Annotated in this window: 15 protein-coding genes and 1 tRNA gene; 9 read left to right on the top strand and 7 right to left on the bottom strand. The window is 63.6% G+C overall.

The features are described 5' to 3' along the window. Positions 1 to 104: 104 nt before the first annotated feature. Entirely contained in the window at positions 105 to 926 is an 822-nt protein-coding gene (locus tag LHL23_RS19210) for an ABC transporter permease (RefSeq protein ID WP_222476645.1), read from the top strand. Continuing rightward, entirely contained in the window at positions 923 to 1,567 is a 645-nt protein-coding gene (locus tag LHL23_RS19215) for an SH3 domain-containing protein (protein WP_226431130.1), read from the top strand. The genes LHL23_RS19210 and LHL23_RS19215 overlap by 4 nt, the downstream gene beginning before the upstream one ends. Positions 1,568 to 1,638: 71 nt before the next feature. Here LHL23_RS19215 and LHL23_RS19220 read toward each other — a convergent pair whose 3' ends face one another. After that, complete coding sequence (locus LHL23_RS19220; protein ID WP_226431131.1) at positions 1,639 to 2,241, bottom strand: alpha-ketoglutarate-dependent dioxygenase AlkB family protein; 603 nt, start codon at positions 2,239 to 2,241, stop codon at positions 1,639 to 1,641. Between the two features lie 213 nt (positions 2,242 to 2,454). Between LHL23_RS19220 and dnaK the strand changes: the two genes are divergently transcribed. The 3 genes from dnaK (at position 2,455) to radC (ending at position 6,662) form a co-directional block, all read left to right on the top strand. Further along, complete coding sequence (dnaK, locus tag LHL23_RS19225; RefSeq protein ID WP_222476648.1) at positions 2,455 to 4,377, top strand: molecular chaperone DnaK; 1,923 nt, start codon at positions 2,455 to 2,457, stop codon at positions 4,375 to 4,377. 78 nt (positions 4,378 to 4,455) lie between these two features. Beyond that, on the top strand, positions 4,456 to 5,613 hold the full coding sequence (dnaJ, locus tag LHL23_RS19230; RefSeq protein WP_222476651.1) for a molecular chaperone DnaJ: 1,158 nt from the start codon (positions 4,456 to 4,458) through the stop codon (positions 5,611 to 5,613). Positions 5,614 to 5,897: 284 nt separating this feature from the next. After that, positions 5,898 to 6,662, top strand: a complete 765-nt coding sequence (radC, locus tag LHL23_RS19235) for a RadC family protein (protein WP_222476653.1) — start codon at positions 5,898 to 5,900, stop codon at positions 6,660 to 6,662. Between the two features lie 38 nt (positions 6,663 to 6,700). Here the strand turns inward: radC and LHL23_RS19240 are convergent. Then, positions 6,701 to 6,776: transfer RNA gene (locus tag LHL23_RS19240), tRNA-Lys, on the bottom strand. Positions 6,777 to 6,963: 187 nt separating this feature from the next. On the opposite strand from LHL23_RS19240, the gene dapF reads away from it, so the two are divergent. The 3 genes from dapF (at position 6,964) to LHL23_RS19255 (ending at position 9,694) form a co-directional block, all read left to right on the top strand. Continuing rightward, a complete protein-coding gene (gene dapF / locus LHL23_RS19245; protein WP_226431132.1) occupies positions 6,964 to 7,806 on the top strand; it encodes a diaminopimelate epimerase in 843 nt (280 codons plus the stop codon). Beyond that, positions 7,803 to 9,065, top strand: coding sequence for a tRNA (N(6)-L-threonylcarbamoyladenosine(37)-C(2))-methylthiotransferase MtaB (gene mtaB, locus LHL23_RS19250; RefSeq protein ID WP_226431133.1), 1,263 nt, complete (start codon positions 7,803 to 7,805; stop codon positions 9,063 to 9,065). Before dapF ends, mtaB begins: the two co-directional genes overlap by 4 nt. Before the next feature lie 191 nt (positions 9,066 to 9,256). Then, positions 9,257 to 9,694, top strand: coding sequence for a glyoxalase superfamily protein (locus tag LHL23_RS19255; protein WP_226431134.1), 438 nt, complete (start codon positions 9,257 to 9,259; stop codon positions 9,692 to 9,694). 87 nt (positions 9,695 to 9,781) lie between these two features. Here LHL23_RS19255 and LHL23_RS19260 read toward each other — a convergent pair whose 3' ends face one another. From LHL23_RS19260 to LHL23_RS19275, 4 genes are all read right to left on the bottom strand, one after another. Beyond that, a complete protein-coding gene (locus tag LHL23_RS19260) occupies positions 9,782 to 10,570 on the bottom strand; it encodes a cytochrome c1 (protein WP_222476691.1) in 789 nt (262 codons plus the stop codon). Between the two features lie 19 nt (positions 10,571 to 10,589). Then, positions 10,590 to 11,924 carry a cytochrome b gene (gene petB / locus LHL23_RS19265; RefSeq protein WP_222476693.1) on the bottom strand — a complete coding sequence of 445 codons (1,335 nt, stop codon included), beginning with the start codon at positions 11,922 to 11,924 and terminating at the stop codon, positions 10,590 to 10,592. Between the two features lie 12 nt (positions 11,925 to 11,936). After that, the gene (gene petA, locus LHL23_RS19270; protein ID WP_222476695.1) at positions 11,937 to 12,497 is read right to left on the bottom strand and encodes a ubiquinol-cytochrome c reductase iron-sulfur subunit; all 561 of its coding nucleotides are present in this window, start codon (positions 12,495 to 12,497) and stop codon (positions 11,937 to 11,939) included. A gap of 212 nt (positions 12,498 to 12,709) precedes the next feature. Then, a complete protein-coding gene (locus LHL23_RS19275; protein ID WP_226431135.1) occupies positions 12,710 to 13,312 on the bottom strand; it encodes a glutathione S-transferase in 603 nt (200 codons plus the stop codon). 112 nt (positions 13,313 to 13,424) lie between these two features. Between LHL23_RS19275 and LHL23_RS19280 the strand changes: the two genes are divergently transcribed. Beyond that, entirely contained in the window at positions 13,425 to 13,721 is a 297-nt protein-coding gene (locus LHL23_RS19280) for an antibiotic biosynthesis monooxygenase family protein (protein WP_222476698.1), read from the top strand. Here LHL23_RS19280 and LHL23_RS19285 read toward each other — a convergent pair. Continuing rightward, positions 13,700 to 14,323, bottom strand: a complete 624-nt coding sequence (locus LHL23_RS19285) for an FMN-binding negative transcriptional regulator (protein ID WP_226431136.1) — start codon at positions 14,321 to 14,323, stop codon at positions 13,700 to 13,702. The genes LHL23_RS19280 and LHL23_RS19285 overlap by 22 nt on opposite strands. Between the last annotated feature and the right edge of the window lie 21 nt (positions 14,324 to 14,344).

Here is a 14,344-nt window from a genome sequence, read left to right on the forward strand (position 1 = left end):
TCCCCAACACGGGTTTAATTGAAAATTTGCCTCTTGCCCCTTATGATGCCCGGACAGCAGAACGGCAAGCAGCCGCATCACATTCGAGCAGAGAACGCAGGTTCATGTTTCAGCAGCGCACCCAGCCTTCGCGGATGTCCGGATTCTTCACCTTGTCCGAGGTGGTGTTCCATTCCGTCGTGCGCAGTGTCCGCTCCAAGCACAACAACGCCTTTATCGCGCTTGGCCTGAACCTGCTGCAGACGGTTCTGTTCGTCCTGGCCTTCTATGTGATGTTTGCGGTGCTGGGCATGCGCGGCTCCGCCATCCGCGGCGACTTCCTGCTCTACGTGATGTCCGGCGTCTTCCTCTTCATGGTGCACACCAAGACCGTCAGCGCGGTTTCCGGCGCCGAAGGGCCCAGCAGCCCGATGATGCAGCACGCGCCGATGAACACGATGGTCGCCATTCTGTCGGCGGCAATCGGCGCGCTGTACATTCAGGTGCTGTCGCTGTTCACCATTCTGTTTGTCTACCATGTCGCCTTCACCCCCCTGCATATCGAGGAGCCGGTTCCCGCCTTCGGCATGGTTCTGCTGGCGTGGATAACAGGCGCCGGTGTGGGGTTGGTGTTCCTGGTGCTGAAACCCTGGGCGCCCAGCTTTGTCGGCATCCTGACGATGATCTACCAGCGCGCCAACATGATCGCTTCGGGCAAGATGTTCCTGGCCAACACGCTGCCCAGCTTCATGCTCGCCATGTTCGACTGGAACCCGCTGTTTCACTGCATTGATCAGTCGCGGGGGTACGTGTTCATCAACTACAACCCGCATTTCAGCTCCTGGCAGTATGCCGCATGGATCGCGCTGGTGCTGATCGTCGTCGGCCTGATGGGCGAATTCTACACCCGCCGCCAGGTCTCCCTCAGCTGGAGCGCGCGGCGGTGAGGAAACGCTTCGCTGCTGCCCTCCTCTGGCTGGCCTGCGCGGCCCTGCCGGCAGCGGCGCAGGAGTTTCCGGCACTTTATTCCGTTGCCGGCGTGGCAGCTGACGACGTGCTGAATGTCCGCAGCGCCCCGTCGGCAGGTGCAGAAATCATTGGCAGCCTGGCGCCTGACCAGACCGGGGTCGAGGTGGTGCTGGCAGATGACAGCGGCAAATGGGGGCTGGTCAACATCGGCGAGCGCTCCGGCTGGGCCGCGCTGCGGTTTCTTGACCTGGAAGCCAGTTCGGATTGGCACAGGCGGCAGGATCAGCCTTTGGACTGTTTCGGAACCGAACCATTCTGGTCCCTCACTCTGGACGAGACGCCAACCCTCTCCACCCCGGACAGGCCCGGCACCGCCTTTACCCTGCAGGCACGGGAGCCCGCGGCGGGCCGCAGCGGCAAGTCCGGCTTCTATGCCGCCGGCCAGACAGGCAGCGGGCTGTCCGGGCCAGAGCCGGCCGGCATCTTCGGCACCCTCACCTCAGGGCAATGTTCAGACGGCATGTCGGACCGGACCTACGGCATCGCAATCGACCTGCTGCACCTGCGCGGCGCAGGCAAGATGGACCTTCTGACCGGCTGCTGCTCGCTGGCGCCCTAGGCGGCCAGCCCCAAGACTTTTCAGCAAAAGTCTTGGCAAACGTTTTCCTCAAGACTTTTGCCCCGCCGGCATCACGTTACCACCCGCAGCGTCAGATTGATCCGCCCGCCCTTGGGCAGCAGACGCGAGGACTTGAATCGGATCCGGTCCACCCCGTGATAGGTGAGCCGCGCCTCGCCGCCCATCACCACCACATCGCCCGAGCTCAGCCAGACCGATTCCGTCTTGCCGCCGCGGGTCCGGTTGCCGATCCGGAACAGCCCGTCATCGCCCAGGGACACCGACACAACAGGATAGGAAAAATCCGCCTCGTCCTTGTCCTGGTGCAGCCCCATCCGGGCACCCTCGCCGTAGTAATTGAGCAGGCAGCATTCCGGCTGCCGCTCCAGGCCGGTCAGCGCATCCCAGATCTGCAGCACCTCGCCCGGGATCTCAGGCCAGGCGCGGCCCGAAGGGTGCGCCTCGGCGTAACGGTAGCCCCTGGCATCCGAATACCACCCGAACCGCCCGGCTGAGGTCATCCGCACCGACATCTGCCCGCCGCCCGGCACCTTTGGCGAGAACAAGGGCGCCGCCTTCAGCACCGGCCGCAGGCTTTCGATCAGCGCCGCCTGTTTGCCCGGGTCCAGATACCCCTTGTGAACATCGAATCCGCGCACCCGCAAAAGGGTCATTGCCGTTCATCCATCCTTAACTGCAACCCTTGCAAAAAACCGCATTGATTCACGCCCGCGGGCGTGCCTGAGCGCTTGCAGGGCCGATTTCACGTCCCTATATACGCCGGGACGCGGCAAGGTGCAGACCAAACCGCAAATCAATCGGGGCCGGGATGCCGCAACGGGTTCAGGCCTCGGGTAATCGCCTTGAGTAGTAAAAAGGGATCGAAAATGAGCAAAGTTATCGGAATCGACCTGGGCACCACCAACTCCTGCGTGGCCATTATGGACGGCTCCCAGCCCCGCGTGATCGAGAACGCCGAGGGCGCCCGCACCACCCCGTCGATCGTCGCCTTCACCGACGACGAGCGGCTGGTCGGCCAGCCGGCCAAACGCCAGGCGGTGACAAACCCCGACAACACCATCTTCGGCGTCAAGCGCCTGATCGGCCGCCGGTTCGACGACGCGGCCGTCGCCAAGGACAAGAAAATGGTGCCGTTCTCCATCGTGAACGGCGGCAACGGCGACGCATGGGTCGAAGCCAAGGGTGAGAAATACTCCCCGTCGCAAATCTCCGCCTTCACCCTGGGCAAGATGAAGGAAACCGCGGAGTCCTACCTGGGCGAGGAAGTCACCCAGGCGGTGATCACCGTGCCCGCCTACTTCAACGACGCCCAGCGTCAGGCCACCAAAGACGCCGGCAAGATCGCCGGCCTCGAAGTGCTGCGCATCATCAACGAGCCGACCGCGGCTGCGCTGGCCTACGGCCTCGACAAGGAAAACACCCAGACCATCGCCGTCTATGACCTCGGCGGCGGCACCTTCGACGTGACCATCCTGGAAATCGACGACGGCCTGTTCGAAGTGAAGTCGACCAACGGCGACACCTTCCTGGGCGGCGAAGACTTCGACATGCGCATCGTCAACTACCTGGCGGATGAGTTCAAAAAGGAAAACGGCGTCGATCTGTCCAAGGACAAGATGGCCCTGCAGCGCCTGAAAGAAGCCGCTGAAAAAGCCAAGATCGAACTGTCCTCCACCTCGCAGACCGAGATCAACCAGCCGTTCATCTCGATGGACCCGTCCTCGGGCCAGCCGCTGCACATGGTGATGAAGCTGACCCGCGCCAAGCTGGAAAGCCTGGTCTCCGACCTGATCAAGCGTTCGATGGATCCGTGCAAGGCGGCCCTCAAGGACGCAGGCCTGTCCGCCTCCGACATTGACGAGGTGGTTCTGGTCGGCGGTATGACCCGGATGCCGAAAGTCATCGAAGAGGTCTCCAAGTTCTTCGGCAAGGAGCCGCACAAGGGTGTGAACCCGGATGAAGTGGTTGCCATGGGCGCCGCCATCCAGGCCGGCGTTCTGCAGGGCGACGTCAAGGACGTGGTGCTGCTCGACGTGACCCCACTGTCGCTGGGCATCGAAACCCTGGGCGGCGTGTTCACCCGCCTGATCGACCGCAACACCACCATCCCGACCAAGAAGTCGCAGGTGTTCTCGACCGCGGAAGACAACCAGAACGCCGTGACCATCCGCGTGTTCCAGGGCGAGCGTGAAATGGCTGCCGACAACAAGATGCTCGGCCAGTTCAACCTCGAGGAAATCCCGCCGGCACCGCGCGGCATGCCGCAGATCGAAGTGACCTTCGACATCGACGCCAACGGCATCGTGTCGGTCGGCGCCAAGGACAAGGCGACCGGCAAGGAACAGCAGATCACCATCCAGGCATCGGGCGGCCTCTCCGACGAGGACATCGAAAAGATGGTCAAGGACGCCGAGGACAACGCCGAGGCGGACAAGGAACGCCGCGAGCTGATCGAAGCCAAGAACCAGGCCGAATCGCTGATCCACTCGACCGAGAAATCGGTGGAAGAGCATGGCGACAAGGTCGATCCGTCCACCGTCGAGGTGATCGAGCTGGCCGTGGCCGCGCTGAAGGACGATCTGGAAAACGAGAAATCGACCGCCGAGAAGATCAAATCCGGCATCCAGAACGTCACTGAGGCCGCCATGAAGCTGGGCGAGGCGATCTACAAGGCGCAGGCTGAAGAAGGCGGCGACGATGAGCCCGCAGCCGCAGATGAGACCGCAGGCCCCGGCGATGACGACATCGTTGACGCCGAATTCGAAGACCTGGACGACGACAAGCGCTAACGCCTGACCACTCAGGCCAAGGCGGGCCGGTCCGAACCCCGGACCGGCCCATTTTCGTTGAGGCAGATGGGGTAACCGATGTCAAAACGTGACTATTACGACGTTCTGGGCGTGGCCAAAGGCGCCAGCGCAGACGAAATCAAAAAAGGCTTCCGCAAGAAAGCCAAGGAACTGCACCCCGACCGGAACAAGGACAATCCGGACGCCGAGGCGCAGTTCAAGGAGGCCAACGAGGCCTATGACGTCCTGAAGGACGCCGACAAGAAGGCAGCCTACGACCGCTTTGGCCATGCCGCCTTTGAAAACGGCATGGGCGGCGGCCAGCGCGGCGGCGGCCAGGGCTTTGGCGGCGGCGATTTCTCTTCCGCCTTCTCCGACGTGTTCGACGACCTGTTCGGCGACTTCATGGGCGGCCAGCGCGGCGGTGCTGGCGGACGCCAGCGGGCTTCCCGCGGTGCCGACCTGCGCTACAACCTGCGCGTCTCGCTGGAGGAAGCCTTTGGCGGCCTGCACAAGACCATCAAAGTGCCGGCCTCGGTCTCCTGCACCTCCTGCGAGGGCACCGGCGCCGAAGGCGGCGTGGAACCCACCACCTGTCCCACTTGCTCCGGCATGGGCAAGGTCCGCGCGCAGCAGGGTTTCTTTACCGTTGAACGCACTTGCCCGACCTGTTCGGGCCTGGGCCAGATCATCAAGAACCCGTGCAAATCCTGCCACGGCCACGGCCGGGTAGAGAAAGACCGCTCGCTGTCCGTGAACATTCCGGCAGGCGTGGAAACCGGCACCCGCATCCGCCTGGCAGGCGAAGGCGAAGCCGGCCTGCGCGGCGGCCCTCCGGGCGATCTCTACATCTTTGTCGAGGTCTCGCCGCACAAGCTGTTCGAGCGTGACGGCAACAACCTTTACTGCCGGGTGCCGGTCAGCATGGCCAAGGCGGCGCTTGGCGGCTCCATCGAGGTGCCGACCATCGACGGCGGCCGCGGCCGGGTGCAGATCCCCGAGGGCAGCCAGTCCGGCCGCCAGATGCGCCTGCGCGGCAAAGGCATGCCGGCGCTGCGCGGCGGTGCCACCGGCGACATGTTCATCGAACTGGCGGTGGAAACCCCGATGAACCTCACCGCCCGCCAGAAGGAGCTTCTGCGCGAGTTTGAGGAGATCTCCGAGGAGAACACCAACCCCGAATCCCGCAGCTTCTTCTCTTCGGTGAAAAGCTTCTGGGACGGGATGAAGGGGTGAGCAAGCTCCCCGGAAACGCTCCGGGGGAGCGTTTCGCTTGCGAACGGGCGGAGCCCCGGCCACTAGCCTAAAACGCCTCGATCAAAAGCGCCCCAATCCGGGGCGCTTTTCTTTTGCGCATCCTTTACGCAGGCTACAGCCCAAACGCCTTACGCCCCGCTGCGGCGGTGCACAGGGGGTGTACAGGGGGTGCACGCCTGTCACCCCCCCGCTGCTGCCCTGCGGCCGCTCCGCCACGGCACCTATTAACACTTCCTCAACCATGATGGCGGCACCATGGCGCCATGGCACAGGACCCCGCATTCGAGGACGTCTCCCTGCCGCTGTTCCCCGGCAGCGAGGAGGCTCCTGCGGCCCCGATCTCCCCCGGCCGCCTGCCCTCCTACATCAAGGACCACCGCGCCCGCCTGCGGGAGCGTTTCATGGCCGGCGGCGCCGCGGCGATGCCGGATTACGAACTGTTGGAACTGGTCCTGTTCCGCTCCATCCCGCGCCGCGACGTGAAACCCTTGGCGCGGCAACTGCTTGATACCTTTGGAGATTTCAACCGCGTTGTGACAGCCCCACCGGAACGGCTGGCGCAAGTGACGGGCATCGGCGACGCGGTCATCACTGACCTCAAGGTGCTGGAGGCCGCCGCCCACCGCATGGCCCGCGCCCGGGTGATTCAGCGCCAGGTGATCTCCAGCTGGGACGCCCTTCTGGACTATTGCCACACCACCATGGCCCACCGCGAAACCGAACAGTTCCGCATCCTTTTCCTGGACCGCAAGAACGTGCTGATCGCCGACGAGGAACAGGGCCGCGGCACCGTCGACCACGTGCCCGTATACCCCCGCGAGGTCGCCAAACGCGCCCTGGAACTCAACGCCAGCGCCTTGATTCTGGTGCATAATCATCCGTCCGGCGACCCCACCCCCTCGGACAGCGACATCGGCATGACAGATCAGATCCAGGCCGCTTTGATTGCGCTGGGAATCACCCTGCATGACCATCTCATCATCGGAAAATCCACCGAACTCAGCTTCCGCGCCCGGGGCTACCTGTAGCGGTTTCTGGCGTCATCATCAGCGGTTCAGGGAGGAAGTGGTGAGCCGTGCAGGATTCGAACCTGCGACCCACTGATTAAAAGTCAGTTGCTCTACCAACTGAGCTAACGGCCCACTTCTTCGTCGCGGTCTAAGTGTTTTCTCCAGAAGGTTCAAGCACTTATTTCGCTTTGGTCCGGCGCGGCGGTGTGTGTCACGCTGTCCCGATAGGCGGCGTATCTAGGGCCAGTGCGGCGGGGGGTCAACCCCTTTTTTCAACTTTTCTCAGCGAAGGCTGGATTCATCTCCGCGCCGGGTCTATATGCCCGCCATGAGCACCTCGGCAGACACAAAACTCCCCTTCATGAAGATGCACGGGCTGGGCAACGACTTCGTCGTTGTCGACGCGCGCGCGCAGGATATTGCCATCACCCCGGCGATGGCCAAGGGAATCGCGCACCGCCAGTTCGGCGTCGGCTTCGACCAGCTGACGGTGATTTCGCACGGCCCGGGCGACGCGCATCTGACTTTCTACAATGCCGACGGCTCCACCTCCGCGGCCTGCGGCAATGCCACCCGCTGCATTGCCCGTCACCTGATCCTGGAAACCGGCAAACCGGAGCTGCACCTGACCACCGACCGCGGCGACCTTTATGCCCGCGACGCCGGCAACGGGCTCACTTCCGTCAACATGGGGGCGCCGCAGCTGGACTGGCAGGACATTCCCCTGGCCGAGGAAGCGGACACGCTGGAACTGCCGATCGAGGGCGGCCCCACAGCCACCGGCATGGGCAACCCCCATTGCACCTTCTTTGTCGAAGACGCAGAGGTCATTCCGCTGGAGGAATTCGGCCAGCGCTATGAGCACCACCCGCTCTACCCGCAGCGCACCAATGTGCAGGTTGCCCAGGTGACCGGCCCCGACCGCATCCGCATGCGGGTCTGGGAGCGGGGTGTGGGGGTGACACTGGCTTCCGGCTCCTCCTCCTGCGCAACAGCCGTTGCAGCCGCACGGCGCGGGCTGACGGGCCGCAAGGTGCAGATCGACCTGGACGGCGGCACCCTGTGGATCGACTGGGCCGAGGACGGCGTCTGGATGACCGGCCCGACCATGCATGTGTTCGACGGCACCTTCACCCGTGAATTCCTGGAGTCGCTGGCATGAGCGTGCCCAAGTTCACCACCCTCGGCTGCCGTCTAAACGCCTATGAGACCGAGGCGATGAAAGAGCTGAGCCAGCAGGCGGGCCTGGAAAACGCCGTGGTGGTCAACACCTGCGCTGTGACCGCTGAGGCCGTGCGCAAGGCGCGCCAGGAGATCCGCAAGCTGCGCCGCGAAAATCCGGAGGCGCCGATCATCGTGACCGGCTGCGCGGCCCAGACCGAGCCGGAAACCTTTGCCTCTATGGAAGAGGTCACCCGCGTCATCGGCAATACCGAGAAGATGCAGGCCGAGACCTGGCAGCAGATCGCCAAGGGCCCGGATTTCATCGGGACGACGGAGAAAGTCCAGGTCGACGACATCATGTCGGTGACGGAGACTGCAGGCCACCTGATCGACGGTTTCGGCACCCGCAGCCGCGCCTATGTGCAGGTCCAGAACGGCTGCGACCACCGCTGCACCTTCTGCATCATCCCCTACGGCCGCGGCAACTCCCGCTCGGTCCCTGCCGGTGTGGTGATCGACCAGATCAAGCGGCTGGTGGACAGGGGCTACAACGAGGTGGTTCTGACCGGCGTGGACCTGACCTCCTGGGGCGCCGATCTGCCCGCACAGCCCCGCCTGGGCGACCTAGTGATGCGGATCCTGAAACTGGCGCCGGACCTGCCGCGGCTGCGCATCTCCTCGATCGATTCGATTGAGGCGGACGAAAACCTGATGCAGGCGATTGCCACCGAACCGCGGCTGATGCCGCATCTGCACCTGTCGCTGCAGCACGGCGACGATCTGATCTTGAAACGCATGGCCCGGCGCCACCTGCGCGACGACGCCATTGCGTTTTGCGAGGAAGCCCGCCGGCTGCGCCCGGAGATGACCTTTGGCGCCGACATCATCGCGGGCTTCCCGACCGAGTCTGACGCTCATTTCGAAAACTCGCTGAAACTGGTCACCGACTGCGACCTGACCTGGCTTCACGTCTTCCCTTATTCCAAGCGCGAGGGCACCCCGGCGGCGAAGATCCCGAACCAGGTGAACGGCAATGTGATCAAGGAGCGCGCCGCCCGCTTGCGCGCCGCCGGCGACGCGCAGGTCAGCCGCCATCTGGCAGAGCAGGTCGGCAAGACCCACCGCATCCTGATGGAAAACCTGCACATGGGCCGCACCGAGCAGTTCACCGAGGTGGCATTTGCGAAGCCGCAGGAAGAAGGCCGGATTGTCAGTGCAGTGATTGCCGGCGTTGAGGGCCACCAGCTGGTGGCTTGAACCGGACAGGAATTGCCAACACCAGGCTTTCCCGCTAAATATCAAAGCACGGTCCCGGATACCTGCCGCTCGCGGCCTCTGGCCATGGTGAAATCCGGACAAGGTTTATCCTGACGCCTGGGTGCATACCCGGACAGCAACGCGAGCCCTGTCTGCAACGGCATTAGCACCCTTTTGCGAAAGGACCTTCCATGCAGACAAACTCTGCCCTTCCTTCTGTTGCGCAGCTCAAAGCCGAAGCACGGCTGCTGCGCAAGCATTCCGAAGCCCAGTGCCAGCCCATCAGCCACAGCACCGCCTTGGAGCGAATTGCCCAGTATTACGGCTTCCGCGACTGGAACACTCTCAGCGCCCGTGCTTCCAACGCGCCGGAGCTGCAGGTGGGGATGCGGGTCAAAGGGCGCTACCTAGGCCAGCCCTTCACCGGCTATGTCCACGGGCTGACAGCCTGCGGCAGCAACGGCCACCGCAGGATCACCCTGCAATTCGACACGCCGGTGGACGTGGTCCAGTTCGACAGCTTCTCGTCCTGGCGGCACCGGGTATCCGCGGTCATCAATGCGGACGACCGCTCGCCGCAGAAGACCTCCAACGGCCTTCCGCATCTGACGGTCAGCCCGCTGGCCTAGGCCGCCAAGCACGCCCCCAGCAATGAAAAACCCCCGCAAGTGGCACTTGCGGGGGTTTGATGTTTCAGCGCTGTCAGCCGCCGGGGATCAGTGCTTGCCCTTGTGCGGCGCCCACAGGCGCTTGTTGGTCAGATACAGCATTACCGACAGCAGGGTCAGGAACAGCACGCCGACAAAACCGGCCTGCTTGCGGGCCATCATCTTGGGCTCGGCGGTCCACATCAGGAAAGCCGCGACGTCCTGCGCCATGGCGTCCACGTCGTTGGCGTGGCCGTCTGCGAATTCCACCTGCTCGTCCGACAGCGGCGGCGCCATCGAGATCCAGCCGCCCGGGAAGGCGGTGTTCTCATAGAAGATGGTGCCAGCCTCTTCCTTTTCCTCTCCGGTGTAGCCGGCCAGCAGCGAGGCGATGTATTCGGCACCGCCCATGCCCTTGAACAGCTGGTTGATGCCCAGGCCGTAGGGGCCGTGGAAACCCGCACGCGCCTTAGCCATCATGCTGAGGTCCGGGGCGCCGGCGTTGTTGTTCTCCGGGAAATTGTCGACCGGCTTGGCCGGGCGGTCCTCATCCAGTTCCGGATCGTAGACGCTGAAGTTGTCAGCTGCGTAGGCACGCACCTGGTCTTCCGGCATCTGCGGGCCGCCCTCGTCCGACAGGGTGCGGATCGGCACCAGCTTCAGCCCGTGGCAGGCTGCGCAGACTTCGGTGTAGATCTGCAGGCCGCGCTGCAGCTGATTGCGGTCGTAGGTGCCGAACGGCCCTTCGAACGAGAAGGCGTAGTCGGTGATGTGCTGCTCGCCGCCGCCTGCTGCGTAAGACGCAGCAGGGATCATGGCCAGAGCGAAGGCGGCACCGGTTGCCAGTTTCTTGAACATTGTCAGGTGTTCCTTCTTCTTACTCGGCAGGAGTGGCGTCTGCAGAAGACTTCTTGCCGTAGTGGGCGTCGAAATCCTCTTCGATGGTTGCGGGCTGAGCCAGCGGCTTCTCGATCACGCCCAGCAGCGGCAGAATCACGAAGAAGTAGCCGAACCAGTAGGCCGATGCGATCAGCGAGAACGATGCATAGGGCTCTTCCGCCGGCATCGCACCCAGCCACATCAGGGCAAAGAAGTCGACGACCAGCAGCGCAAACCACCATTTGAACATCGGACGGTAACGGCCCGAACGCACGTTGGAGGTGTCCAGCCAAGGCGCCAGCGCCATGGCCAGGATCGCGCCGAACATGGCGATCACGCCGAAGAACTTCGCGTCCACGATGCCGCCGGTGATGAAGGAGGCAAACTGCACCACCCAGACCTCGGAGGTGAAGGCGCGCAGGATCGCGTAGAACGGCAGGAAGTACCATTCCGGAACGATGTGCGCCGGGGTCACCAGCGGGTTGGCTTCGATGTAGTTGTCCGGGTGGCCCAGGTAGTTCGGCATGAAGCCGACGATGGCCCAGAACACAACCAGCACAACAGCCAGGCCCAGGAAGTCCTTGATCACGAAGTACGGCCAGAACGGCAGGGTGTCTTTCTTGGCTTCTTCCTTGGATCCCTTACGGACATCAACACCGGTGGGGTTGTTGTTGCCGGTGGTGTGGAAGGCCCAGATGTGCACGATCACCAGCGCTGCAATCACGAAGGGCAGCAGGTAGTGCAGCGAGAAGAAGCGGTTCAGAGTGGCGTTGTCCACCGCCGGCCCGCCCAAGAGCCAGGTCTGGATTGCTTCGCCGATGAACGGGATCGCGCCGAACAGGCCGGTAATAACGGTTGCACCCCAGAAGGACATCTGGCCCCAGGGCAGCACGTAGCCCATGAAGGCGGTGCCCATCATCATCAGATAGATCAGCATGCCGACGATCCAGGTGATCTCGCGGGGCGCCTTGTAGGAGCCGTAGTACAGGCCGCGGAAGATGTGGATGTAGACAGCAACAAAGAACAGCGAGGCGCCGTTCATGTGAAGGTAGCGCAGCATGTGGCCGCCGTTCACATTGCGCATGATGTGCTCGACGCTGGCAAAGGCCATGTCGACATGCGGGGTGTAGTGCATCACCAGAACGATGCCGGTGACGATTTGCAGCGCCAGGCAGAAGGCCAGGACGATGCCCCAGATCCACCACCAGTTCAGGTTCTTGGGGGTGGGGATCATGATGGTGTCATAGATCAGGCCGACGATGGGCAGGCGGCTGTGCAGCCACTTTTCTGCGCCTGTCTTCGGCTCGTAATGGTCGTGCGGAATACCGGACATGAGCGCGTTTCCTTATCCCAGCTTGATGGTGTTGGCGTCGGTGAACTCAGCCACCGGCACGTGCAGGTTCTCAGGCGCCGGGCCTTTGCGGATGCGGCCTGCGGTGTCGTAGTGCGAGCCGTGGCAGGGGCAGAACCAGCCGTTGAATTCGCCGGCGCCGTCGCCCAGCGGCACACAGCCGAGGTGGGTGCAAACACCCATCATCACCAGCCATTCGCCGGCGTCGTCCATGGTGCGGTTGACGTCAGCCGCGTCGGTGCCCGGCTTGTTCGGGTTTTCCGACCGCGGGTCGATCAGCTCGGACAGCTCCACGGCACGGGCCTGCTCGATCTCTTCCTGGGTGCGGCGGCGGATAAACACCGGCTTGCCCAGGAACATGACCGAGATCTGCGTGCCAACTTCCACGCCGCTGACATCGACCAGGATCGAGGACAGCGCTTTCACGTCGGCGGAGGGGTTCATCTGGTTGACCAGGGGCCATACGGCGGCACCCGCGGTCACTGCCCCGGCGCCGGCAGTGGCGTAGTAGAGGAAATCTCTCCGGGTTCCTTCGTGGTCTTCTGCGTGGGACACGAGGTTTTCTCCAATTCCAGCGCCCGTTTAGGGCAAACATGCGCATGCACCGCGATTGCTCGCAGTGACTCAGGCGCGTGTCTAGCGGGGAGAAAGCAATTCGTCCAGCGGTCATGGGCGCGCAGAAAGCCGCAGACAGCAATTCTGTCACGCCTGTGTGACAGTGCCGCACCCATATCTGTGCGGCACATGCATGTTTCAAGGGCCGGCGCTCAGGCCGCAGGCGGTTTTGTCGCCTGCATTGCCGGGCGCGATTCGAAACCGGCAAACCAGTCCGCCAGCGCCTCGTTGCCCTGGCGCCAGTTTGTATCCGGGTGGCGGAAGTCCACATAGGCCAGCGCACAGGCCACTGCGATCTGGCCTATGTCCAGCGGCCCCTGCAGCTGGCTCATCCAGCGCGCGTTGAGCGCGGCGCAGCCGCCCAGCACCTTGCCCTGCTGCGCCTCCAGCCAGCTGTCCCACTGTTTTTCCTCGGGACGCAGCCGTTTTTCATAGGACATCAGCACCGCCGCATCCATGATCCCGTCGGCGGTGGCCTCCAGCACCATGCTGTCCCAGCCGCCGCTGTACAGCCTGCCGCCTGCGCGGTCGTCCAGATAGGCGCAGATCACCCGGCTGTCGTAAAGCGCCGGCCCGTCGTTGCGCTCCAGCGCCGGGATCTTGGCGAGCGGGTTGCTGGCCTTCACATCCGGACTGGGGCTGAGAGGGGTGGTTGTGACATCCTGGATCTCGACCTCTTCCAGCTGCCCGGTTTCATGCAGCAGCACCACAACCTTGCGGGCAAAAGGGGATGCTTGGGAATACGTGAGCCTCATGGGAAATCCTCCGCTGTTTGGCCGCAGCCTACTGCAAGCCGGGCTGAGGGGAAGGGCCAATTTCCGCGCTGTGTTAAGCTGGATTTGTGCAGCAAGCGAAGGGAGGCCCCCAATGATCATGCGGATATTCCAGGTTGTGATCCGGCCCGGCAAGGAAGCCGAGTTCAGCAAGTTCTTTCATGAAACCGCGATTCCGCTGATGAAGGGCACCGACGGCATCGTCTCGGTGCTGCCGGGAGCGCCGCGTGCCGAAACCCCGCGGGAGTTCAGCTTTGTGATGGTCTGGAAGGATCTGGCCTCGCTCAAGGCATTCGTGGGCGAGGATTACACCAGCCCCCACATCGACCCCGCAGAGGCCGAACTGGTCGAGTCGCGCACCATCAGGCACTATGACCTGGTTGAAACCTGACGCATCAGCGCTGCCAGCTCCTCCAGCTCCGCACCGGTGCCGCCGGCGATCTTTTCCGCCGCTGCGGCGCGCGCGGCCTCCGGTTTGTTCTGGCTCAGCTTCCAGGTGCCATCGGCACCGGAGATCCGCATCCGGGCGGGCACGATCATACGCATCATCCGCGCCAGCGCCTCTGCGTCCATCTTGCCGGTGGTCCAGGGCGGCTTCGGCGCCAGCCGCGCCTCATAAAAGGCCGACTGCCGGTCCAGCAGCCCGCGCAGCTCCTCATCCGGGCGCAGTTCCAACTCTCCGGTCAAATGCACCGCGACATAATTCCAGGTCGGCACCTGGTCCGGCACCCCGTACCAGTCCGGCGACACGTAGCCGTCCGGCCCGCTGACGGCGATCTTCGCCGGGCGCGCTTCCTTCAGCGCCCGCACAATCGGGTTGGATCGCACCAGATGCAGGTCCGCCCACGCCCCATCCTGCGAAATCAGGAACGGCACATGGCTGATCAGCGGCGCCTCCGCTGCGGAGACAGCCAGCACGCCAAAGCCCCGCGCTCGGGCAAATGCCAGGTTCTGCGCGGTATCAGCATCGTGAAAAACAGGATTGGGATGCATGGGCTGTCTCCTTCATCGCAA

The organism is Leisingera sp. McT4-56 (assembly GCF_020514995.1).
GTDB classification, from domain to species: Bacteria; Pseudomonadota; Alphaproteobacteria; order Rhodobacterales; family Rhodobacteraceae; genus Leisingera; species Leisingera aquaemixtae_A.